Here is a 21,046-nt window from a genome sequence, read left to right as displayed (position 1 = left end):
AACGATTCACCACCGCGCTTGATTGATGCCCCCACCCCACACGCCTACCTTAGCTCCACGACAGCGAACCCCGTGGAGTGAGCATGACAACAACAATTTCCCCCGACTCGCGCTGGACGCGGCGGCGCGATGAGAAGCAGCGCCGCCTCGACAAGGTGCGCGGGCTGGCCGACGGTGTGGTGTTGCCCACCGACAAGATCGTCGCCGCGCTCGAAGCGCTGATTCATCCCGGTGACCGTGTGGTGCTGGAGGGCAACAACCAGAAGCAGGCGGATTTCCTCTCGCGCTCGCTGGCCAAAGCCGACCCGGAAAAGCTCCACGACCTGCACATGATCATGCCCAGCGTCGGTCGCTCCGAGCACCTCGACCTGTTCGAACGCGGCATCGCCCGCAAGCTGGATTTCTCCTTCGCCGGCACGCAAAGCCTGCGCATCAGCCAGTTGCTCGAAGACGGCTTGCTGGAAATCGGCGCGATTCATACCTACATCGAACTCTACGCGCGGCTGGTGGTGGACCTGATCCCTAACGTCGTGCTCTCGGCCGGGTTCATGGCTGACCGCGCCGGCAACATCTACACCGGCCCTAGCACCGAAGACACCCCGGCACTGATCGAACCGGCCGCGTTCAGCGATGGCATCGTCATCGTCCAGGTCAACCAGTTGGTCGACGACGTCAGCGAACTGCCGCGCGTCGACATCCCGGCTTCATGGGTCGATTTCGTCGTGGTCGCCGACAAGCCGTTCTACATCGAACCGCTGTTCACCCGTGACCCGCGCCACATCAAGCCTGTGCACGTGCTGATGGCGATGATGGCGATCCGTGGCATCTACGAAAAACACAACGTGCAGTCGCTCAACCACGGCATCGGTTTCAACACCGCCGCCATCGAATTGATCCTGCCGACTTACGGCGAATCCCTCGGCCTCAAGGGCAAGATCTGCCGGAACTGGACGCTGAATCCGCATCCGACGCTGATCCCGGCGATCGAAAGCGGCTGGGTCGAAAGCGTGCATTGCTTCGGCACCGAACTGGGCATGGAAAACTACATCGCCGCGCGGCCCGACGTGTTCTTCACCGGTCGCGACGGCTCGCTGCGTTCCAACCGAATGTTCTGCCAACTCGCCGGGCAATACGCGGTGGATCTGTTTATCGGCGCGACGTTGCAGGTCGATGGCGATGGCCATTCCTCAACCGTCACCCGTGGCCGCCTCGCCGGTTTCGGTGGCGCGCCGAACATGGGCCACGACCCGCGCGGTCGCCGTCACGGCACCCCTGCATGGCTGGACATGCGCCACGACGACTCGCAGCAGCCGATGCTCGAACGCGGCAAAAAACTCGTGGTGCAAATGGTCGAGACGTTCCAGGAGGGCGGCAAACCGACCTTCGTTGAAACCCTCGACGCGGTAGAAGTGGCGAAGAAAAGCGGCATGCCGCTGGCGCCGATCATGATTTACGGCGACGACGTCACTCACCTGCTCACCGAAGAAGGCATCGCCTACCTGTACAAGGCGCGCTCGCTGGAAGAACGCCAGGCAATGATCGCCGCCGTTGCGGGCGTCACCGCCATCGGCCTGCGCCACAACCCTAAAGACACCGAACGTATGCGCCGCGAAGGCCTGATCGCCTTGCCCGAAGACCTCGGTATCCGCCGCACCGACGCCACTCGCGAATTGCTCGCGGCGAAGAGCGTGGCCGATCTGGTCGAGTGGTCCGGCGGTTTGTATAACCCGCCCGCCAAATTCAGGAGCTGGTAATGCACGCATTTAACCTGCAAGCGAAACCGCTTTCTCTGGCGGACCGATTGGCCGATCTGGCGGTGGACGCGCTGATCGACGAAGCCGATCTGTCGCCGAAACCGGCGCTGGTCGACCGTCGCGGCAATGGCGCGCACATCGATTTGCACCTGGGCCTGATGCACGCTTCGGCGCTGTCGTTGTGGCCGGCGTTCAAAGAGATGGCCGAAGCGGCGGTTGCAATCGGCGAAGTCGATTCAACGTTACGCGAAGCGATTGGCCGGATTGGTCGTGAAGGTGAGCAATCGATGCTCGCGACCACCAACGGTGTGAACACCCATCGCGGGGCGATCTGGGCCTTGGGTCTGTTGGTGACGGCCGCTGCACTGGAACCGCAATCTTCCAGCGCCAACGCGGTATCTCTGCGCGCCGCGGCCCTAGCCTTACTAGATGACCGCTACGCACCAAAACCACTGAGCCACGGCGCCCAAGTCGCCCTGCGTTACGGCGCACGCGGTGCTCGTGAGGAAGCGCAACTCGGCTTCCCTTCGGTGCTGCAACGCGGCCTGCCACAACTCAAGCGCAGCCGCGCCAACGGCCACGGCGAACAGAACGCCCGGCTCGACGCCTTGCTCGCGATCATGACGAATCTGGCCGACACCTGCGTGCTCTACCGCGCCGGTGAAGAGGGCCTGCACGCCATGCAGTCCGGCGCGCAAGCGGTGCTCGACGCCGGTGGCAGCGGCAGCCTCAGCGGTCGTCGTCGCCTGCACGAACTTGATCAACAACTCATCGCATTGAATGCCTCGCCCGGTGGCGCCGCCGACTTGCTCGCCGCCACGCTGCTGCTCGACCGCATTGAGCGCGACGGCATTTCTCAGGGAGCGTTTTGATGGAAACCCTATCGTTTGAATTCCCCGCCGGGCAGCCGCCACGCGGTCGCGCGCTGGTCGGTTGTGTCGGCTCGGGTGATCTGGAAGTGCTGATCGAGCCGGGTCTGGCCGGCAAGCTGACGATCAATGTGCAGACCTCGGTCAACGGCGCGCAACTGCGTTGGCAGCACCTGTTTGCGCGGATGTTCGACGGCACCACGCCGCCGGCGATGGCCATCGATATCCACGATTTCGGCGCGACGCCGGGGGTGGTGCGCTTGCGCCTGGAACAAGGTTTCGAGGAGATCGGCCATGACTGACAGCGCAGCGCTTCTCCATAAACACAGCTTCGTCGAACTCGGCGCGCGGCAACGGGCGAAAGCCTTGCTCGATGCCGGCAGTTTTCGCGAACTGCTCGACCCGTTTCAACGCGTCATGTCGCCGTGGCTCGAACGTCAGGGCGTGGTGCCGCAGGCCGATGACGGTGTGGTGATTGCCAAGGGCAGCCTCGACGGTTTGCCGGTGGTGATCGCCGCGATTGAAGGCGCGTTTCAGGGCGGCAGCCTCGGCGAAGTCGGCGGGGCGAAGATTGCCGGCGCGCTGGAACTGGCGGCGGAAGACAACCGCAAAGGCATTCCGACGCGCGCGGTGTTGCTGCTGGAAACCGGTGGCGTGCGCTTGCAGGAAGCCAATCTCGGGCTGGCGGCCATTGCCGATATTCATGCGGCGATTGTCGATTTGCAGCAGTACCAACCGGTGGTCGGTGTGGTTGCGGGCAGCGTCGGTTGCTTCGGTGGTATGTCGATTGCGGCGGCGTTGTGCAGTTATTTGCTGGTGACTCAGGAAGCACGCCTCGGCTTGAATGGCCCGCAGGTGATCGAGCAGGAAGCCGGGATCGAGGAATACGACTCCCGCGACCGGCCTTTCATTTGGAGCCTGACCGGCGGCGAGCAGCGGTTCGCCAGTGGTCTGGTCGATCGGTATGTCGCCGATGACGTGGCGAAGATTCGTCAGCAGGTCGGTGAATTACTGCAGCAGGGTTTGCCAGCGAAACCACGCAGCCAGCGCGCCGAATGGTTCCTGCAACGCCTCAGCAGTCTGAACACTGGCCCGCAAATCGAACCGTCGGTGGTTCGCGTTCTGTATCAAGGAGAGCGCTCATGAGCAGTTATTCGTTGCGCGGCTTGAACTGGTTCAACGCCTTGAGCGCCGGGGCGAAAGCGGTAGAGGGTTTGCCGCCATCGTTGAAGGTTGCCGATGGTGAGCTAGGGCGTTTTATCGCTGTGGTGGCTGATCCGGACAATCGTTTTCCGCGTGCTCGCAATGGCGAAGTTGGCTTGCTTGAAGGCTGGGGTCTGGCCAAGGCTGTGGATGATGCGATCACTGCTGATCGTGATAAATCCCAGAAGCGCCCGATCATCGCCATCGTCGATGTGCCGAGCCAGGCTTATGGTCGGCGCGAAGAAGCACTTGGTATTCATCAGGCGCTGGCCGGTGCAGCGGACAGTTATGCCCGTGCGCGTTTGGCTGGGCATCCGGTGATTGCGTTGTTGGTCGGTAAAGCGATGTCCGGGGCGTTTCTCGCGCATGGTTATCAGGCCAATCGTTTGATCGCGCTGCGTGATCCGGGCGTGATGGTGCATGCGATGGGCAAGGCGTCGGCGGCGCGGGTGACCTTGCGCAGTGTTGAAGAACTGGAAGCGTTGGCCGCCAGTGTGCCGCCGATGGCTTATGACATCGACAGTTATGCGAGCCTCGGATTGCTCTGGGAAACCCTGTCGGTGCAGCAGATTGAGCAGCCAACCGCAGAGGATCTGGCGCGGGTGAACGAGTGCCTGAAGCAAGCCATCAGCGATATCTCCAGCGCTGATCTGAGCAATCGTCTCGGCGCGAAAAATCGTGCTGCTTCCAGCCGTGTTCGCGAACTGTTGAGGGCGCAGTGGTGAGCACGCCTCTGGCCCACGATCTGCTCTGGGGCATGACCCCGGCGCAGTTGCCGGCGGATGCGCCGTTGTGGGCAGTCGAGTCGCTGGCTGCCGGGCAACCGGTGGTGGTACGCCGCGCGTTGAGCGAAGAAGGTTTTATCGCGGTCGGCGTGCGCGGTGTATTGCGCGAGCAGCGGTTGGCGGCGTTTATGGCGGTCGATTCGATTGCCTGTCGGGTCAGTCCCGAAGCGCTTTGTCATGTTGAGTGCGAGCGCGATCTGCCGGTCATACACGCGCTCAAACAACTGCGGCCGATGCTCGATGACTGCGGTTGGGTCTGGGGTGTCAGCGGCAGTGTCGGGTTTGAATTGGCCAGTGGTTTTACCGCGATGCACGCGGCCAGCGATCTCGATCTGATTCTGCGTACACCACAACTGATCACCCGCAATCAGGCACGCAAACTGGTCGAGCTTTTTGATCAAGCCGTGTGCCGGATCGACATGCAACTGCAGACGCCGTTCGGTGCTGTGGCGTTGCGTGAATGGGCCAGCGGTTCGGCACGCGTGCTGCTGAAAAGTGCTCATCTGGCTTGCCTGGTGAACGATCCATGGAACCCGCAGGAGCAGGCAGCGTGAGCAGTCTGCTGGTGTTCCCCGGCCAGGGCGCGCAGCAAGCGGGCATGCTGCAGCGTTTGCCTCGGGAATCGTTGGTCGAGGCCAGTGATGTGCTTGGTGAAGATGTTTTGTTGCTGGATTCCAGCGATGCGTTGCGCACGACAAGGGCGGTTCAGCTATGCCTGCTGATCGCCGGAGTCGCTGCTTCGCGGCAGTTGTTGCAGGACGGACTGACGGCGGACTACGTCGCCGGCCTGTCCATCGGCGCTTACCCGGCAGCAGTGGTTGCGGGGGCGTTGAGCTTCAGCGATGCGTTGCATCTGGTCAGCCTGCGCGGCGAACTGATGCAACAGGCTTATCCACAGGGCTACGGCATGACCGCGATCATCGGCCTGCAATTATCCACAGTCGAAACGCTGCTGGCGCAGGTGCACAGCGAGGATGCGCCGGTGTATCTGGCCAACATCAACGCCGACAATCAGGTGGTGATTGCCGGCAGTGACAAGGCCATGCAAGCGGTGGCCGAACTGGCGCGCAGTCGTGGCGCGGGTCTGGCGAAACGTCTGGCGGTAAGCGTGCCGTCGCACTGCCCACTGCTCGGCGAACCGGCGCAAACCCTCGCCGAAGCCTTCGCCAAGGTCGAACTGAAAACCCCGAAAGTCACTTACTTGAGTGGCAGTCGCGCGCGTCCGGTGATCAAACCTGAAGCCCTGCGCGACGACCTCGCCTTCAACATGTGTCGCGTGGTGGACTGGCGCGGCACCGTGCAAAGCGCCTACGAGCGCGGCGTACGTTTACAGATCGAACTGCCGCCCGGTGCGGTGCTGACCGGGCTGGCGCGCCGGGTGTTCGAACAAGGCACGGTCACTGCCTTCGACAGTGCGCGTCTCGACACCTTGCAGGCGCTGTTGCGAGAGGAGGGTGGCCGCCAACTCTAAAACCGCCGACTCAAGCTTCGAACAACAAAAACAACATTCGACGATGCACTTTGAGGACTACAACAATGATTATTTACGGTGTGGCGCTGCTCGCGATCTGTACGCTGGCAGGGGTGATCATGGGTGACATGCTCGGCGTGTTGTTGGGCGTCAAATCCAATGTCGGCGGGGTCGGCATCGCCATGATCCTGCTGATCTGCGCGCGGTTGTGGATGCAGAAGCGCGGCGGCATGACCAAGGAATGCGAGATGGGCGTCGGCTTCTGGGGTGCGATGTACATTCCGGTGGTGGTCGCGATGGCGGCGCAACAGAACGTCGTCACCGCGCTGCACGGTGGCCCGGTGGCGGTGCTGGCGGCGATCGGCTCGGTGGTGGTCTGTGGTTGCACGATTGCCTTGATCAGCCGCACCCATAAGGGCGAACCATTGCCTGACGAACCGGCGGAAATCTCCCCGGTCGGCACCCCGGTAGGAGGTCGCTGATATGTGGGATCTCATCGAGAAAGGTCTGGAACATAACGGGCTGGTCACTGCATTCGCTTTTGTCGGCGTGATCATGTGGGTGTCGGTGGTTCTGTCCAAACGCCTGACGTTCGGCCGCATTCACGGTTCGGCGATTGCCATTGTTATTGGTCTGGTACTGGCCTGGGTCGGCGGCACCATGACCGGCGGGCAGAAGGGCCTGGCGGATCTGACGTTGTTCTCCGGCATCGGCCTGATGGGCGGGGCGATGCTGCGTGACTTTGCGATTGTGGCCACGGCGTTTGAAGTGCAGGCGACTGAGGCGAAAAAAGCTGGGTTGATTGGTGTGATTGCGCTGCTGCTGGGCACGATTTTGCCGTTCATTGTCGGCGCGTGCATGGCCTGGGCGTTCGGTTATCGCGATGCGGTGAGCATGACCACCATCGGCGCCGGGGCGGTGACTTACATCGTCGGGCCGGTGACTGGCGCGGCGATTGGCGCGACCTCGGATGTGATGGCGCTGTCGATTGCCACCGGGTTGATCAAGGCGATTCTGGTGATGGTCGGCACGCCGGTCGCGGCGCGCTGGATGGGCCTGGATAACCCGCGTTCGGCGATGGTGTTTGGCGGGTTGGCCGGGACTGTCAGCGGCGTTACAGCTGGGTTGGCGGCGACGGATCGGCGGTTGGTGCCTTATGGGGCGTTGACGGCGACGTTCCACACCGGGCTGGGGTGCTTGCTGGGGCCATCGCTGTTGTTCTTCATTGTTCGCGGGATTGTGGGCTGAAGATCAAAAGCCCCTCACCCTAGCCCTCTCCCGGAGGGAGAGGGGACTGACCGCGTTGTTTTGGCGTTATACATCGACCTGAAATTTCTGAGTCGAACTCAGGCCTTGAAACCCTGGATATCTGCTCCCTTTCCCCCTCTACCCTTTGGCGGAGAGGGGACTGACCGCGGTGGATGTTGGAGGTACGCCGACCTGAAAGTCCTGAGTCGAACTCAGGTCTTGAAACCCATGGAGATCTGCTCCCTTTCCCCCTCTACCCCTTGGGGGAGAGGGCTGGGGTGAGGGGGTAGCTCTTGATCTTGATCTTGATCTAAACCCCAGCCTGGCGATTGGCATACATCCGACACTCCGCCAACAACGCCAGCAAATTCGGATCCCTCTCCTTGGCCTTCAAAAACACCACACCAATGTGCTGCTGCAACCGGTACTTCTCCTGCAACGGAATCAGCTTCACCCGGTTTTCATACACCGCCGCAATCCGCCCCGGCAGCAACGCATAACCCACCCCCGAGCTGACCATGCTCAACAGCGTGAAAATGTCATTCACCTGCATCGCCACCTTCGGCTCGAACCCCGCCTGCTTGAACACCCGCACACCATCCTGATGGGTCGCAAAACCCTGAGTCAGGGTGATGAAGGTTTCATCGCGCACTTCAGCCAGATCCACTTCACTGCGCTGGGCGAACTTTGAATCTGCCGGCGTGGCGAGGAAAATGTCATCGGAAAACAGGGGGATCTGCTCACAGTCCGGGTCGTTGATGCTGTCGTCCAGCGACACCAGAATCGCGTCAACTTCCATGTTTTTCAGCTTGTAGAGCAGGTCGATGTTCGAACCGAGGATCAGGTCGATGTTGAGCTCGCTGCGACGGATCTTCAGGCCCATGATCAATTGCGGTACGGTTTTCACTGTCAGTGAATACAGCGAACCGAGTTTGAAGCGTTCGGCGGAGAACCCGGCAGCTTCGCGGGTCAGGCGCACGCTTTGGACGACGTCGTTGATCAGCTTCTGTGCGCGTTCTTCGAGGACGTAAGCACTTTCCAGCGGTGTCAGGTTGCGGCCTTCGTGTTTGAACAGTGGACAGCGCAGGGCGCTTTCCAGCGAATGAATAGCGCGGTGCACGCTGACGTTGCTGGTCTGCAACTCGGCGGCAGCGCGGGCGAGGTTGCCGGTGCGCATGAAGGCGAGGAACACCTCGAGTTTTTTCAGGGTCAATTCTTCGTCGATCAGCATGGCGCGGACTCTTTTTGGAATGCGTCGATTGTGCCTTGAAGATCAAAAGATCGCAGCCTTCGGCAGCTCCTGCATTGGAATGCGTTCGAAGGTAGGAGCTGCCGAAGGCTGCGATCTTTTGATTGCGCTTTTACGCTCAAGGCCCGAGCCTTGCGCGCTGCGGTAACGAATGTGAGGTGAGCAATACATGTATCACGGAGAACGATTGAACGCCTGGACCCATCTGGTCGGGGCGGTGGCGGCTTTTGTCGGCGGCGTGTGGATGTTGGTGATCGCCTGCCTGGATGGCAGCCCGTGGAAGATTGTCAGTGTGGCGATTTACGCGTTTACCTTGCTGGTGCTTTACAGCGCCTCGACCGTGTACCACAGCGTGCGCGGGCGCAAGAAAGCGATCATGAAGAAGGTCGATCACTTTTCGATCTATCTGTTGATTGCCGGTAGCTACACGCCTTTCTGCCTGGTGACCCTGCGCGGGCCGTGGGGCTGGACGCTGTTCGGGATTGTCTGGGGGCTGGCGCTGATCGGCATTCTGCAAGAGATCAAACCGCGTTCGGAGGCGCGGATTCTATCGATCGTGATTTACGCGGTGATGGGCTGGATTGTGTTGGTGGCGGTCAAGCAGCTGATTGCGGCGCTGGGTACGACAGGTTTTGCCTGGCTGGCGTCCGGCGGGGTTTTGTACACGGTGGGAATTATCTTTTTTGCCCTGGATCACCGGCTGCGGCATGCGCATGGGATCTGGCATTTGTTTGTGATCGCGGGGAGCTTGCTGCACTTTGTGGCGATCTTGTTTTACGTCCTATAGACCGAGGCGCGGCTAATCGCTGGCAAGCCAGCTCCCACAGGGTTTAGCGTTGTTCACGGATGTTGTGGCCAACAAAGATCCTGTGGGAGCTGGCTTGCCAGCGATGGGGCCTTAGAAATCACCCCAAAGCTGTTGGGCCACCGCCAGCGCAACCACTGGCGCCGTCTCTGTGCGCAACACCCGTGGGCCGAGGCGGGCGGCGTGGAAGCCGTTGCCTTTGGCTTGCTCGACTTCGGCGTCAGTCAGCCCACCTTCAGGCCCGATCAAGAACGCCAGCGTCGCCGGTTTGGCATGACTCACCAACGGCTCCGCCACCGGATGCAACACCAGTTTCAACTCGGCTTCGGTCTGCTTGATCCAGTCTGCCAACAACACCGGCGGATGAATCACCGGCACCCGCGAGCGCCCGCATTGTTCACAGGCGCTGATCGCCACCTGACGCCAGTGCAGCAGGCGTTTGTCGGCGCGTTCGTCCTTGAGGCGGACTTCACAGCGATCACTGAAGATCGGCGTAATTTCATTCACGCCCAGTTCGGTGGCTTTCTGAATTGCCCAATCCATGCGCTCGCCACGGGACAGTCCCTGGCCGAGGTGGATGTGCAGCGGCGATTCGACCTGGCCGGCGAATTGTTCGTCGATCTGCACGGTTACACGTTTCTTGCCGACTTCCAGCAGGGCGCCGCGAAATTCATGGCCGGAACCGTCGAACAGCTGCACCGCATCGCCCTCGGCCATGCGCAGCACGCGGCTGATGTAGTGCGCCTGGGCCTCCGGCAATTCGTGTTCGCCGGTGCTCAGGGGGGCGTCGATAAAGAAGCGGGACAGTCTCATTTCGGGTCTCTCAGATTAGATCGTTCCCACGCTCTGCGTGGGAATGCCTCAATGGACGCTCTGCGTCCGCTTTGGGACGCGGAGCGTCCCGGGCTGCATTCCCACGCGGAGCGTGGGAACGAGCGAGTAAACCGGATCAACCCGGATCGCGGAAGCCGGGGTGGAAGTCTTTCGGCACGGCCACGCTGACGCTGTCACGCGTGGCAATGTCGATGCCTTCGCTAGCCACTTCTGCGAGGAAGTCGATCTGCTCCGGGGTGATCACGTACGGCGGCAGGAAATACACCACGCTACCCAGCGGACGCAGCAACGCGCCACGCTCCAGCGCATGCTGGAACACTTTCAGACCGCGACGTTCCTGCCAAGGGTAGGCCTCTTTGGTGGCTTTATCCTTGACCATCTCGATGGCCAGGACCATACCGGTCTGGCGCACTTCCGACACATTCGGATGATCGACCAGATGCGCCGTCGCCGAGGCCATGCGCTGGGCCAGCGCCTTGTTGTTCTCGATGACGTTGTCCTGCTCGAAGATATCCAGCGTTGCCAGTGCCGCCGCGCATGCCAGCGGGTTGCCGGTGTAGCTGTGCGAATGGAGGAAGGCGCGCAGGGTTGGATAGTCGTCGTAGAACGCGCTGTAGACCTCATCAGTGGTCAGGCACGCCGCCAGTGGCAAATAGCCGCCGGTCAGCGCTTTCGACAGGCAGAGGAAGTCCGGGCGGATGCCGGCCTGTTCACAGGCAAACATGGTTCCGGTGCGACCGAAACCAACGGCGATTTCGTCGAGGATCAAATGCACGCCGTAGCGATCGCAGGATTCGCGCAGCAGCTTGAGGTACACCGGGTGATACATGCGCATGCCGCCAGCGCCCTGAATCAGCGGCTCGACGATCACTGCCGCGACGCTGTCATGGTTCTCGGCCAAGGTCTGTTCCATGGCCGCGAACATGTTGCGCGAATGTTCTTCCCAACTCATCCCCTCGGGGCGCCCGTAGCAATCCGGGCTCGGCACCTTGATGGTGTCCATCAGCAGCGCTTTGTAGGTCTCGGTGAACAGCGGCACGTCACCGACCGCCATCGCCGCCATGGTTTCGCCGTGGTAGCTGTTGGTCAGGGTGACGAAGCGCTTCTTGTTCGGTTGACCGCGATTGAGCCAGTAGTGAAAGCTCATTTTCAGCGCGACTTCGATGCAGGACGAACCGTTATCGGCGTAGAACACCCGGTTCAGCCCTTCCGGCGTCATCTTCACCAGACGTTCGGACAGCTCGATCACCGGTTGATGGCTGAAGCCAGCCAGAATCACGTGCTCCAGTTGATCGACCTGATCCTTGATGCGCTGGTTGATGCGCGGGTTGGCGTGGCCGAACACGTTGACCCACCACGAGCTGACGGCGTCGAGGTAGCGCTTGCCTTCGAAGTCTTCGAGCCAGACGCCTTCGCCGCGCTTGATCGGGATCAGCGGCAGCTGTTCGTGGTCTTTCATCTGGGTGCAGGGATGCCACAACACCGCGAGGTCGCGTTGCATCCACTGGTTATTCAGGCCCATTTACAGTCTCCTCGAGGCGGCTCGCGTCAGGCGCGGGCAAACAATCGCGCAAGCCTATGCAATGCATCGCGCGGGGACAACCCATTGTGTCGATTGAGCTACTTTGTATGAGCCGATAGACGTCGCTGGCGGCGTTTTGATGGCTAACGTATTCTTCGCGGTTCTTTGGGTCGTCTGACCCGCAAAACTGCTTTTTCCTACGTGTATTTCCGGAGTTCGCTGAATGTCTGTCGGTTGGCTGCGCGCCTGTGCGCTGGTGATGTTGGGGCTGTTCAGCGTTACAGCGCTGGCCAAGGATAAAACTGCAATCGTGATCGGCGGCGGCCTCTCGGGTCTGACTGCCGCTTACGAACTGCAAAACAAAGGCTGGCAGGTCACCCTGCTGGAAGCCAAGCCGAGCCTGGGCGGACGCTCGGGCATGGCCACCAGCGAGTGGATCGGCAACGACAAGACCCAGCCGGTGCTGAACAAGTACGTGTCGACGTTCAAGCTCGGCACCACGCCGGCACCTGAGTTCGTGCGGACCCCGGGCTACCTGATCGACGGCGAGTATTTCTCTGCCGCCGATCTGGCGACCAAGCAACCGGCTACTGCCGATGCCCTGAAGCGCTATCAGAAAACCCTCGACGATCTGGCGCGCTCGATCGACGACCCGCAGAACCCGGCGGCGACCAGTACGTTGCACGCACTGGACCAGATCACCGTATCGAGCTGGCTCGACAAGCAGAACCTGCCGGCCACTGCGCGTCAGCTGATCAACCAGGACATCCGCACCCACTACGACGAACCTTCGCGTCTGTCGCTGCTGTACTTCGCGCAGCAGAACCGCGTGTATCGCGGCATCTCCGACCGTGACCTGCGCGCTTCGCGTCTGGTCGGCGGCAGCCAGGTGCTGGCGCAGGCGTTCGTCAAACAGATCAAAACCATCAAGACCAACTCGCCGGTGTCGGCGATCAATCAGGACAAGGATGGCGTGACCGTCAAGGTCGGCAGTGTTGGTTATCAGGCTGATTACGTTGTACTGGCCGTGCCATTGCGTGCGCTGAACAAGATTGCTTTGACGCCGGCGCTGGATGCCCAGCACATGGCCGCGATCAAGGGCACCAACTACGGCTGGCGCGACCAGATCATGCTGAAGTTCAAGACGCCAGTTTGGGAAAGCAAGGCGCGCATGTCCGGCGAGATCTACAGTAACACCGGTCTCGGCATGCTCTGGATCGAACCTGCCCTGAAGGGCGGCGCCAACGTGGTGATCAACCTGTCCGGCGACAATGCCCGCGTGATGCAGGCGTTCGGCGACAAGCAGATGGTCGATCAGGTGCTGATCCGTCTGCACGCGTTTTATCCACAGGCCCGTGGCTCGTTCACCGGTTATGAAATCCGTCGCTACAGCACCGACCCGTCGATGGGCGGTGCGTACCTGGCTTACGGCCCGGGGCAGATCAGCAAGTTCTGGCGCCTGTGGGAACGTCCGCTGCAACGCGTGACCTTCGCCGGCGAACACACCGACACCTTGTACCCGGGAACTCTGGAAGGCGCACTGCGCACTGGCCAGCGAGCGGCCAGTCAGGTTGAAGATCTGGCGGCGGGCAAATCGTTCGAGCCAGCCAAAGTGCTGCCGGCTGCAGCAGCGGCAGGCGCGGCGGGTGCCGTGGCGGCGAAGAAGGGCAACTTCTTCAGCAACCTGTTCGGCGGTTCGGATGACGAGAAGAAGCCAGAGCCTGTGAAAGCGCCAGAGCCGGCTCCAACTCCGGTAGCACCTGCGCCTGCGCCGACCCCGGCCCCTGCGCCAGCTCCGGTGGAAGCACCGAAGCCTGCAGCTCCGGTAAAGGCTGAGCCTGCGAAGAAAGCGGCAGCCAAGCCAGCGGCGAAGAAGCCGGCTGCGAAAACCGAGGCGAAAAAGCCTGCGGCCAAACCAGCGGCGAAAAAGGCTGAACCGGCGAAGAAGCCAGCAGCCAAGCCTGCGGCAACGACCGAGACCAAGGCGCAGTAAGCCTTGCGGTGAATGAAAAGCGCGGCGTTTATGCCGCGCTTTTTTTTTGCCTGTGAGGGCCCCATCGCTGGCAAGCCAGCTCCCACAGGTTTCTGAGGTGAACGCAGAATTTGTGAACGCCACCGACCACTGTGGGAGCGGGCTTGCCCGCGATGAAGCCTGTCCAGACAGCGCATCATCAGGATCTGCCACCTAACATCCCGCCACACTTTCCCCGTTAATCTTTCCTTAACAAGCCACTTCCAGACTCTTGATCGTATTTCTCGATATTTCAAAGCAAAATTTTCCGCTTTAATTCGATAGATAACTCGCTAGTCTTGGTTCGCAGTTCTCACAGGATTTGGGCAATGCAGCTACGTAACTCTTCTTCGCGCTATGGTTGGGTCAGCATCTTCATGCACTGGGGCGTGGCGCTGGTGGTCTTCGGGCTGTTTGCGCTGGGCCTGTGGATGGTCGGGCTGGATTACTACAGCAGCTGGCGCAAAGAGGCGCCGGATCTGCACAAGAGTATCGGCCTGGTGTTGCTGGCCGTGATGGTGTTGCGGGTGCTGTGGCGTTTTATCAGCCCACCGCCGCCGACGCTGCAGAGCTACAGCCGCATGACCCGGATCGGCGCCAAGTTCGGCCACGGGTTTCTGTATCTGGCGCTGTTCGCTGTGATGCTTGCCGGTTACCTGATTTCCACCGCAGACGGTGTCGGGATCCCGGTGTTTGGCCTGTTTGAAGTTCCTGCACTGGTTTCCGGGCTACCGGATCAGGCAGATACCGCTGGGGTGATTCATCTCTGGCTGGCGTGGGCACTGGTAATTTTTTCCGGTCTCCATGCGTTGGCAGCATTGAAGCACCACTTTATCGATCGTGATGCGACCCTGACGCGAATGCTCGGTCGCAAAGCCTGAAATTCAACCTCGACTCAAAGGAAAAGAAAGCATGTTGAAAAAGACTCTGGCCGCTCTGGCAATCGGTTCTGCACTGCTCTCGGCCCAGGCCATGGCAGCGGACTACAAAATCGACAAGGAAGGTCAGCACGCCTTCGTTGACTGGAAAATCAGCCACCTGGGTTACAGCTTCATCCACGGTACTTTCAAAGATTTCGACGGTACGTTCTCGTGGGATTCGGCCAAGCCTGAAGCCAGCAAAATCTCCGTCGATGTGAAAACCGCCAGCCTGTGGTCGAACCACGCTGAACGTGACAAGCACATCGCCAGCAAAGACTTCCTCGACGTGGGCAAGTTTGCTGACGCCAAGTTCGTCTCCACCGCTGTTAAGTCGACCGGTGAAAAGACTGCTGACGTGACTGGCGACCTGACCCTGCACGGCGTGACCAAGCCTGTGACCTTCAAGGCCACGTTCAACGGCGAAGGCAAGGATCCATGGGGCGGCGAGCGTGCTGGCTTCAATGCCAAGACCACCCTCAACCTGAACGATTTCGGGATCAAGGGCCCAGGTCCTACCTCGCAAACTGCAGATCTGGACATCTCGCTGGAAGGCGTGAAAGTTAAATAACTTTCGTCCGCCACACAAAAACGCCCCCGGTTGAAAGGCCGGGGGCGTTTTTTATTGCCTGCCAAAACCCTGATCCCCTGTAGGAGCTGCCGAAGGCTCGGGCCGCGATCGGACGATCTTTTGATGTTGGCTTTTCTAAGATCAAAAGATCGCAGCCTCGGCAGCTCCTACAGAAAGCGGGTTTGGGTCGTCCATAAAAAATGCCCCGGCTCTTTCGAGGCGGGGCATTTTTCATTGCAGCGTCAAATCAGCGATTGCGGGTCAGCAAGGCTGGTTTTTCGCCACGCGGGCGGCTTGGCAGTTGATCAAGCTGCTCAGGCGTCGGGAAGCGATCGGCTTTCGATTCCTTGTGCATGATCTTCGGGCCGGTGCTGCGCGGGTTCTGCACGGCTGGCTCGCTGCGCGGCTGATCGTCACGGGCTGGACGGCGGTTGCGCGAGGACGAAGCGGAATCGTCGCGACGACCCGACTGACCGTCACGCGGTGCACCGTTGCGCGGGCCGCTGCGTTTGGCCGGTGGGGTGCCGGTGCTCGAACCGTTGCTGTTGCGCGGGCCGTTCTGGCGACCCTGCGACTGACCGCCGCGAGGTGCGCCCGAACCTGCGCCAGCACCTTGAGCCGGTGCGCCTGGACGACGACCACGGCCGCCAGCAGGAGCCGGTTTCGGCACGTAGTCAACGCGGTTACCGAAGTTATCGATATCGTCGTCGAGGAATTCGTCCGGTGCGCGATCAGCTGCCGCACGTGGCGGTTGGCTCGGACGCTGTTCGCGGCTCGGAGTACCTTCGCGCGGTTTCTGCTGACGGGCAGGGCGCTCGCCACGTTCACCGGCCGGTTTTTCCTTGCCCTTGTCTTTGCCTTTGTCCTTACGACCGCCACCACCGCCGCCGCCATTCGGCCCGTCGCCGCGTGGGCCACGTGGATTGCGCGGGTTACGCACGTCCGGACGTTCACGCACTTCCGGCTTCTCGGCTTCAATGGTGCTCGAATCGAAGCCCATCAAGTCGCCGTCGGCGATTTTCTGTTTGGTCATGCGTTCGATGCTTTTCAGCAGTTTTTCTTCGTCCGGCGCGACCAGCGAAATCGCCTCGCCCGAACGACCGGCACGGCCCGTACGGCCGATACGGTGAACGTAATCTTCATCGACGTTCGGCAGTTCGAAGTTGACCACGTGTGGCAACTGATCGATGTCCAGACCGCGCGCGGCGATGTCGGTAGCCACCAGGATACGCACCTGGTTGGCCTTGAAGTCGGCCAGCGCTTTGGTCCGTGCGTTCTGGCTCTTGTTACCGTGGATCGCCACAGCCGGCAGGCCGTGCTTGTCCAGGTACTCGGCCAGACGGTTGGCGCCGTGCTTGGTACGGGTGAACACCAATACCTGTTCCCATGCGCCGGCGGTGATCAGGTGCGCCAGCAGCGCACGCTTGTGGCTGGCCGGCAGACGGAACACGCGTTGTTCGATGCGCTCGACCGTGGTGTTCGGCGGCGTCACTTCGATGCGTTCCGGGTTGTGCAGCAGCTTGCCGGCGAGGTCGGTGATGTCTTTGGAGAAGGTTGCCGAGAACAGCAGGTTCTGACGCTTGGACGGCAGACGCGCGAGAACTTTTTTCACGTCGTGCACGAAACCCATGTCGAGCATGCGGTCGGCTTCGTCGAGGACGAGGATTTCCACGTGGGACAGGTCAACGCTGCCCTGGCCGCAGAGATCGAGCAAACGACCCGGGCACGCAACGAGCACGTCAACACCACGGGACATGGCCTGAACCTGTGGGTTCATGCCAACGCCGCCGAAGATGCAGGCGCTGACGAATTTCAGGTCACGGGCGTAGATCTTGAAGCTCTCGTGAACCTGGGCCGCGAGTTCGCGGGTCGGGGTCAGGACCAGTACGCGCGGTTGGCGCGGGCCATGACGCTGGGATTTGTCCGGGTGACCATTGGGGAACAACCGCTCCAGGATCGGAAGGGCGAAACCGCCGGTTTTACCGGTACCTGTCTGTGCCGCAACCATCAGGTCGCGACCTTGCAACACGGCGGGAATGGCCCGCTGTTGCACCGGAGTAGGCTCGGTATAGCCCGCATCTTCGATGGCGCGGACTAAAGCCTCGGAGAGACCGAGGGAAGCAAAGGACATGAGTAATCCTGTTTTAGTTAGGGCTTGGCCCAATGGGAGTCTTGCCTGGCGCGAATCACGTTTAAGAGGACGCAATCCCGTCCGGTCCTGCTGCGGTTCCGAAGGCACGTCTGGAGCGCTCGCGCGGGCTGCAAAGCTGCGCTGTAGCGGGTCGAGAGGCCTGTTACGGTTCCGGGCGTCCGGGCGTGAGCCTGGCGGGAACGCCGGAGTATAACAGAGCAATCACTGCGCGCTGCTTTCCTGCTGCTCAACGGTTTTGCCGCTGGCCGTGGCTGAATTCATTGATGGGCTGCTGGCGGGGGCGGCGCCGTAGCGTGCGCTCAGCTCGGCGTAGGCCGGTTCGCGCTTGAATCGCTTGAGCTCGGCGCCAAACCGCTGCACCAGCAAATCCATGCCGGCATTGCGTCGAACCGCGAGAAACTGGCTCTGACGGCTAATAACCGTCGGGTTTTCGGTGATTTGATCGCGAATATTCAGCTCATCGAGCAAATGCTGACCGACGCGACGGTCAGTGATCAGCAAGTCAATGCGACCGCGCACCAGTTTGCCGAAGTTGGCTTCGTGGGTCGGGGCCGGTTCACGGGTAAACAATGTTGATTCGCTGAAGTCTGGGCTATAGAGATAACCCGGCGAGGTGCCGATGGTCAGGCCTTTGAGTTCTTCGAGTTTGCTGAACGGGTGCGGCCGGTCGTTGGCGTAAAACATCACGAATTCGACGTCCGACAGTGGCTCGCTCGGGTAGAGCAGGGTGGCGTCGCGCTCATCGCTATGGAAGATATCCAGCGCGCCATCGGCAAGGCCGGTTTCAAGCATCGACAGGCAACGCTTCCACGGCAGGAATTGCCATTCGACTTCTATGCCCAGCCGTTTGAAGACGATGGCCGTGGTTTCGTAATCCAGTCCGAGGTTCTTACCGTTCTCTTCATAGACGTAAGGCGCCCACGGCTCGGTGACAATACGCAACTTCTCGCCTCGAGCGGCGAAGCTCAGGCAAGCAAAAACCAGCACGGCGAATAACTGCGTGATCAAAGGCATGGCTTGAGATTACGACGAGAAACGCGAAAGAGCCAGAAAGTGCCTGCACAAGCTCTAATTCGGGGATTTAAAAGCAAAAGATCGCAGCCTTCGGCAGCTCCTACAGGTGTAATTAAATCCTGTGTAGGAGCTGCCGAAGGCTGCGATCTTTTGATCTTGCTTGTTGCTTTCAGCTTGAAGCTTGCCGCTGTTTCAACGCGGCAACTTCAGGTTATTCCAGATCGCCAGACTCGGCTCAGCCTGGTTCATGGAATAGAAGTGCAGCCCCGGCGCGCCGCCCTGCAACAGGCGTTCGCACATCTCGCTGACGACTTGCTCACCAAAGCGCTGAATGCTTTGTGTGTCATCGCCGTAGGCTTCCAGTTGCTTGCGGATCCAGCGCGGGATTTCCGCACCGCAGGCATCGGAGAAGCGCGCGAGTTTGCTGTAGTTGGTGATCGGCATGATCCCCGGAACGATTGGCAGATCGACACCCTGCGCCTGCAAACGGTCGACGAAATAGAAGTAGCTGTCGGCGTTGAAGAAGTACTGGGTGATTGCGCTGTCGGCGCCGGCACGGGCCTTGCGCACGAAGTTGGCCAGATCGTCTTCGTAGTTGCGTGCTTGCGGATGCATCTCCGGGTACGCAGCGACTTCGATGTGGAAATGATCACCGGTTTCTTCACGAATGAATTCAACCAGTTCATTGGCGTGACGCAGCTCGCCGCTGGTCATGCCCATACCAGACGGCAGATCACCACGCAGGGCGACGATGCGCTTGATGCCGGCAGCCTTGTACTCGTTCAGCAGGCCGCGCAGGTCGTCCTTGCTGTCGCCGACGCACGACAGGTGCGGTGCGGCCGGTACTTTGACTTCGCTTTCCAGTTGCAGAACGGTGTTGAGGGTGCGATCACGGGTCGAACCACCAGCGCCATAGGTGCAGGAAAAGAAATCAGGGTTGTAAGTGGCCAACTGACGGGCAGTGGCGAGCAGTTTTTCATGCCCAGCATCGGTCTTGGTCGGGAAGAACTCGAAGCTGTAGCGACGGTCTTGGGACATGGTCATACCCTTGGAAACACGTAAGCCGGACGCTGCACCCTGTAGGAGCTGCCGCAGGCTGCGATCTTTGCAGATCATAAGATCGCAGCCTGCGGCAGCTCCTACACAGAGCGGTCAGCAGCGCCAGTCAGGCAACGCGGTGCGCCAGGCACACCGCGTCGACGCTCAGCCAATCAGTAGCGGTAAGCGTGTGGCTTGAACGGGCCTTCGACGGTGACGCCGATGTAGTCAGCCTGTTGCTTGGTCAGTTGAGTGACCACGCCACCGAAGCCGCGAACCATTTCCAGGGCCACTTCTTCGTCGAGTTTCTTCGGCAGTACTTCAACGGTCAGACGCTCGGCTTTCTGGGCTGGCGACAGGTCGGCGTACTTCTGGCCGAACAGGAAGATCTGCGCCAGAACCTGGTTGGCGAACGAACCGTCCATGATGCGGCTTGGGTGACCCGTGGCGTTGCCCAGGTTTACCAGACGGCCTTCGGCCAGCAGGATCAGGTAGTCGTCGTTCTGTGCGTCGAAAGCGCCCGGGCCGGTACGGTGAATCTTGTGCACCTGTGGCTTCACTTCTTCCCATGCCCAGTTCTTGCGCATGAAAGCGGTGTCGATCTCGTTGTCGAAGTGACCGATGTTGCAGACAACAGCGCGCTTCTTCAGAGCTTTGAGCATGTTCGCGTCGCAAACGTTGACGTTACCGGTGGTGGTCACGATCAGGTCGATCTTGCCCAGCAGCGCTTTGTCGATGCTTGCTTCGGTGCCGTTGTTGATACCGTCGATGAACGGCGAAACCAGTTCGAAACCGTCCATGCACGCTTGCATGGCGCAGATCGGGTCAACTTCGGAGACTTTAACGATCATGCCTTCCTGACGCAGGGACTGAGCGGAGCCCTTGCCCACGTCACCGTAACCGATGACCAGCGCTTGCTTGCCGGACAGCAGGTGGTCAGTACCGCGCTTGATCGCGTCGTTCAGGCTGTGACGGCAGCCGTACTTGTTGTCGTTCTTGGACTTGGTCACCGAGTCGTTGACGTTGATGGCCGGGATTTTCAGCTCGCCCTTGGCCAGCATGTCCAGCAGACGGTGTACGCCGGTGGTGGTTTCTTCGGTCACGCCGTGAACGCGATCCAGTACTTGTGGGTACTTGTCGTGCAGCAACTGAGTCAGGTCGCCGCCGTCGTCGAGGATCATGTTGGCGTCCCATGGCTGGCCATCCTTCAGGATGGTCTGCTCCAGGCACCACTCGTACTCTTCTTCAGTTTCGCCTTTCCAGGCGAAAACCGGGATACCGGCAGCAGCGATAGCGGCAGCAGCCTGATCCTGAGTCGAGAAAATGTTGCACGACGACCAACGTACTTCGGCACCCAGGGCAACCAGGGTTTCGATCAGCACGGCAGTCTGAATGGTCATGTGGATGCAGCCGAGGATCTTGGCGCCTTTCAACGGCTGTTCGCCGGAATACTTGCGACGCAGACCCATCAGAGCCGGCATTTCCGATTCGGCGATGATGGTTTCGCGACGGCCCCAGGCAGCCAGGGACATGTCGGCAACTTTGTAATCGTTAAAATCTGCAGGCGTGATAACAGCGCTCATGAAGAGCCTCCATTCGTAAT

The 21,046-nt window shown here is 60.6% G+C and carries 20 protein-coding genes; 13 read left to right on the top strand and 7 right to left on the bottom strand.

Annotated elements, in window-relative coordinates; all coding sequences use genetic code 11:
• Positions 1-83: 83 nt before the first annotated feature.
• The 9 genes from mdcA to madM all read left to right on the top strand — a co-directional run bounded on the left by mdcA (position 84) and on the right by madM (position 7,330).
• A complete protein-coding gene (mdcA, locus tag AC3IUF_RS27895) occupies positions 84-1,754 on the top strand; it encodes a malonate decarboxylase subunit alpha (protein WP_093429846.1) in 1,671 nt (556 codons plus the stop codon).
• Complete coding sequence (locus AC3IUF_RS27890; protein WP_489279832.1) at positions 1,754-2,626, top strand: triphosphoribosyl-dephospho-CoA synthase; 873 nt, start codon at positions 1,754-1,756, stop codon at positions 2,624-2,626. Before mdcA ends, AC3IUF_RS27890 begins: the two co-directional genes overlap by 1 nt.
• Complete coding sequence (locus AC3IUF_RS27885) at positions 2,626-2,925, top strand: malonate decarboxylase subunit delta (RefSeq protein WP_007913697.1); 300 nt, start codon at positions 2,626-2,628, stop codon at positions 2,923-2,925. Before AC3IUF_RS27890 ends, AC3IUF_RS27885 begins: the two co-directional genes overlap by 1 nt.
• Positions 2,918-3,769 (top strand): biotin-independent malonate decarboxylase subunit beta, encoded by an 852-nt coding sequence (locus tag AC3IUF_RS27880; protein ID WP_489279830.1) that lies wholly within the window; start codon positions 2,918-2,920, stop codon positions 3,767-3,769. The genes AC3IUF_RS27885 and AC3IUF_RS27880 overlap by 8 nt, the downstream gene beginning before the upstream one ends.
• Complete coding sequence (gene mdcE / locus AC3IUF_RS27875; RefSeq protein ID WP_447787384.1) at positions 3,766-4,551, top strand: biotin-independent malonate decarboxylase subunit gamma; 786 nt, start codon at positions 3,766-3,768, stop codon at positions 4,549-4,551. Before AC3IUF_RS27880 ends, mdcE begins: the two co-directional genes overlap by 4 nt.
• Positions 4,545-5,165 carry a malonate decarboxylase holo-ACP synthase gene (locus AC3IUF_RS27870; protein WP_489279829.1) on the top strand — a complete coding sequence of 207 codons (621 nt, stop codon included), beginning with the start codon at positions 4,545-4,547 and terminating at the stop codon, positions 5,163-5,165. The genes mdcE and AC3IUF_RS27870 overlap by 7 nt, the downstream gene beginning before the upstream one ends.
• The gene (mdcH, locus tag AC3IUF_RS27865) at positions 5,162-6,082 is read left to right on the top strand and encodes a malonate decarboxylase subunit epsilon (protein WP_007913701.1); all 921 of its coding nucleotides are present in this window, start codon (positions 5,162-5,164) and stop codon (positions 6,080-6,082) included. The genes AC3IUF_RS27870 and mdcH overlap by 4 nt, the downstream gene beginning before the upstream one ends.
• Before the next feature lie 65 nt (positions 6,083-6,147).
• Positions 6,148-6,564, top strand: a complete 417-nt coding sequence (madL, locus tag AC3IUF_RS27860) for a malonate transporter subunit MadL (protein ID WP_038358777.1) — start codon at positions 6,148-6,150, stop codon at positions 6,562-6,564.
• Between the two features lies 1 nt (position 6,565).
• Positions 6,566-7,330: a malonate transporter subunit MadM gene (madM, locus tag AC3IUF_RS27855; RefSeq protein ID WP_007913704.1), complete on the top strand. Its 765-nt coding sequence runs from the start codon at positions 6,566-6,568 to the stop codon at positions 7,328-7,330.
• Between the two features lie 310 nt (positions 7,331-7,640).
• Here the strand turns inward: madM and AC3IUF_RS27850 are convergent, their stop codons facing one another.
• Positions 7,641-8,561, bottom strand: coding sequence for a LysR family transcriptional regulator (locus tag AC3IUF_RS27850; protein ID WP_489279826.1), 921 nt, complete (start codon positions 8,559-8,561; stop codon positions 7,641-7,643).
• Positions 8,562-8,748: 187 nt separating this feature from the next.
• Here AC3IUF_RS27850 and trhA point away from each other — a divergent pair, with 187 nt between their 5' ends.
• Positions 8,749-9,366, top strand: a complete 618-nt coding sequence (gene trhA, locus AC3IUF_RS27845; RefSeq protein ID WP_489279825.1) for a PAQR family membrane homeostasis protein TrhA — start codon at positions 8,749-8,751, stop codon at positions 9,364-9,366.
• A gap of 111 nt (positions 9,367-9,477) precedes the next feature.
• On the opposite strand, the gene AC3IUF_RS27840 is transcribed toward trhA, so the two are convergent.
• Both AC3IUF_RS27840 and AC3IUF_RS27835 read right to left on the bottom strand, forming a co-directional pair.
• The gene (locus tag AC3IUF_RS27840) at positions 9,478-10,197 is read right to left on the bottom strand and encodes a 16S rRNA (uracil(1498)-N(3))-methyltransferase (RefSeq protein ID WP_007913710.1); all 720 of its coding nucleotides are present in this window, start codon (positions 10,195-10,197) and stop codon (positions 9,478-9,480) included.
• 136 nt (positions 10,198-10,333) lie between these two features.
• The gene (locus AC3IUF_RS27835) at positions 10,334-11,740 is read right to left on the bottom strand and encodes an adenosylmethionine--8-amino-7-oxononanoate transaminase (RefSeq protein WP_095112782.1); all 1,407 of its coding nucleotides are present in this window, start codon (positions 11,738-11,740) and stop codon (positions 10,334-10,336) included.
• 223 nt (positions 11,741-11,963) lie between these two features.
• Between AC3IUF_RS27835 and AC3IUF_RS27830 the strand changes: the two genes are divergently transcribed.
• The 3 genes from AC3IUF_RS27830 to AC3IUF_RS27820 all read left to right on the top strand — a co-directional run bounded on the left by AC3IUF_RS27830 (position 11,964) and on the right by AC3IUF_RS27820 (position 15,239).
• Positions 11,964-13,733, top strand: coding sequence for a flavin monoamine oxidase family protein (locus AC3IUF_RS27830; RefSeq protein WP_007913712.1), 1,770 nt, complete (start codon positions 11,964-11,966; stop codon positions 13,731-13,733).
• A 347-nt stretch (positions 13,734-14,080) separates the two neighbouring features.
• Positions 14,081-14,632, top strand: coding sequence for a cytochrome b (locus AC3IUF_RS27825; RefSeq protein WP_007913713.1), 552 nt, complete (start codon positions 14,081-14,083; stop codon positions 14,630-14,632).
• 31 nt (positions 14,633-14,663) lie between these two features.
• The gene (locus tag AC3IUF_RS27820) at positions 14,664-15,239 is read left to right on the top strand and encodes a YceI family protein (RefSeq protein WP_007913714.1); all 576 of its coding nucleotides are present in this window, start codon (positions 14,664-14,666) and stop codon (positions 15,237-15,239) included.
• Between the two features lie 247 nt (positions 15,240-15,486).
• Here the strand turns inward: AC3IUF_RS27820 and rhlE2 are convergent, their stop codons facing one another.
• The 4 genes from rhlE2 to ahcY all read right to left on the bottom strand — a co-directional run bounded on the left by rhlE2 (position 15,487) and on the right by ahcY (position 21,026).
• On the bottom strand, positions 15,487-17,370 hold the full coding sequence (rhlE2, locus tag AC3IUF_RS27815) for an RNA helicase RhlE2 (RefSeq protein ID WP_007913716.1): 1,884 nt from the start codon (positions 17,368-17,370) through the stop codon (positions 15,487-15,489).
• Between the two features lie 222 nt (positions 17,371-17,592).
• Positions 17,593-18,405, bottom strand: a complete 813-nt coding sequence (locus tag AC3IUF_RS27810; protein WP_007913718.1) for a substrate-binding periplasmic protein — start codon at positions 18,403-18,405, stop codon at positions 17,593-17,595.
• Positions 18,406-18,597: 192 nt separating this feature from the next.
• Positions 18,598-19,443: a methylenetetrahydrofolate reductase [NAD(P)H] gene (metF, locus tag AC3IUF_RS27805; RefSeq protein ID WP_064388104.1), complete on the bottom strand. Its 846-nt coding sequence runs from the start codon at positions 19,441-19,443 to the stop codon at positions 18,598-18,600.
• Between the two features lie 173 nt (positions 19,444-19,616).
• Positions 19,617-21,026, bottom strand: a complete 1,410-nt coding sequence (ahcY, locus tag AC3IUF_RS27800; protein WP_007913721.1) for an adenosylhomocysteinase — start codon at positions 21,024-21,026, stop codon at positions 19,617-19,619.
• Between the last annotated feature and the right edge of the window lie 20 nt (positions 21,027-21,046).

This window comes from Pseudomonas sp. KH_040 (genome assembly GCF_057839305.1).
This window is presented reverse-complemented; position numbering and strand designations above follow the sequence as displayed.

Coding starts and splice junctions, on each gene's coding strand:
- mdcA (WP_093429846.1), top strand. CDS start 84: ATGACAACAACAATTTCCCCCGACTCGCGCTGGACGCGGCGGCGCGAT.
- AC3IUF_RS27890 (WP_489279832.1), top strand. CDS start 1,754: ATGCACGCATTTAACCTGCAAGCGAAACCGCTTTCTCTGGCGGACCGA.
- AC3IUF_RS27885 (WP_007913697.1), top strand. CDS start 2,626: ATGGAAACCCTATCGTTTGAATTCCCCGCCGGGCAGCCGCCACGCGGT.
- AC3IUF_RS27880 (WP_489279830.1), top strand. CDS start 2,918: ATGACTGACAGCGCAGCGCTTCTCCATAAACACAGCTTCGTCGAACTC.
- mdcE (WP_447787384.1), top strand. CDS start 3,766: ATGAGCAGTTATTCGTTGCGCGGCTTGAACTGGTTCAACGCCTTGAGC.
- madL (WP_038358777.1), top strand. CDS start 6,148: ATGATTATTTACGGTGTGGCGCTGCTCGCGATCTGTACGCTGGCAGGG.
- madM (WP_007913704.1), top strand. CDS start 6,566: ATGTGGGATCTCATCGAGAAAGGTCTGGAACATAACGGGCTGGTCACT.
- AC3IUF_RS27850 (WP_489279826.1), bottom strand. CDS start 8,561: ATGCTGATCGACGAAGAATTGACCCTGAAAAAACTCGAGGTGTTCCTC.
- trhA (WP_489279825.1), top strand. CDS start 8,749: ATGTATCACGGAGAACGATTGAACGCCTGGACCCATCTGGTCGGGGCG.
- AC3IUF_RS27840 (WP_007913710.1), bottom strand. CDS start 10,197: ATGAGACTGTCCCGCTTCTTTATCGACGCCCCCCTGAGCACCGGCGAA.
- AC3IUF_RS27835 (WP_095112782.1), bottom strand. CDS start 11,740: ATGGGCCTGAATAACCAGTGGATGCAACGCGACCTCGCGGTGTTGTGG.
- AC3IUF_RS27830 (WP_007913712.1), top strand. CDS start 11,964: ATGTCTGTCGGTTGGCTGCGCGCCTGTGCGCTGGTGATGTTGGGGCTG.
- AC3IUF_RS27825 (WP_007913713.1), top strand. CDS start 14,081: ATGCAGCTACGTAACTCTTCTTCGCGCTATGGTTGGGTCAGCATCTTC.
- AC3IUF_RS27820 (WP_007913714.1), top strand. CDS start 14,664: ATGTTGAAAAAGACTCTGGCCGCTCTGGCAATCGGTTCTGCACTGCTC.
- rhlE2 (WP_007913716.1), bottom strand. CDS start 17,370: ATGTCCTTTGCTTCCCTCGGTCTCTCCGAGGCTTTAGTCCGCGCCATC.
- AC3IUF_RS27810 (WP_007913718.1), bottom strand. CDS start 18,405: ATGCCTTTGATCACGCAGTTATTCGCCGTGCTGGTTTTTGCTTGCCTG.
- metF (WP_064388104.1), bottom strand. CDS start 19,443: ATGTCCCAAGACCGTCGCTACAGCTTCGAGTTCTTCCCGACCAAGACC.
- ahcY (WP_007913721.1), bottom strand. CDS start 21,026: ATGAGCGCTGTTATCACGCCTGCAGATTTTAACGATTACAAAGTTGCC.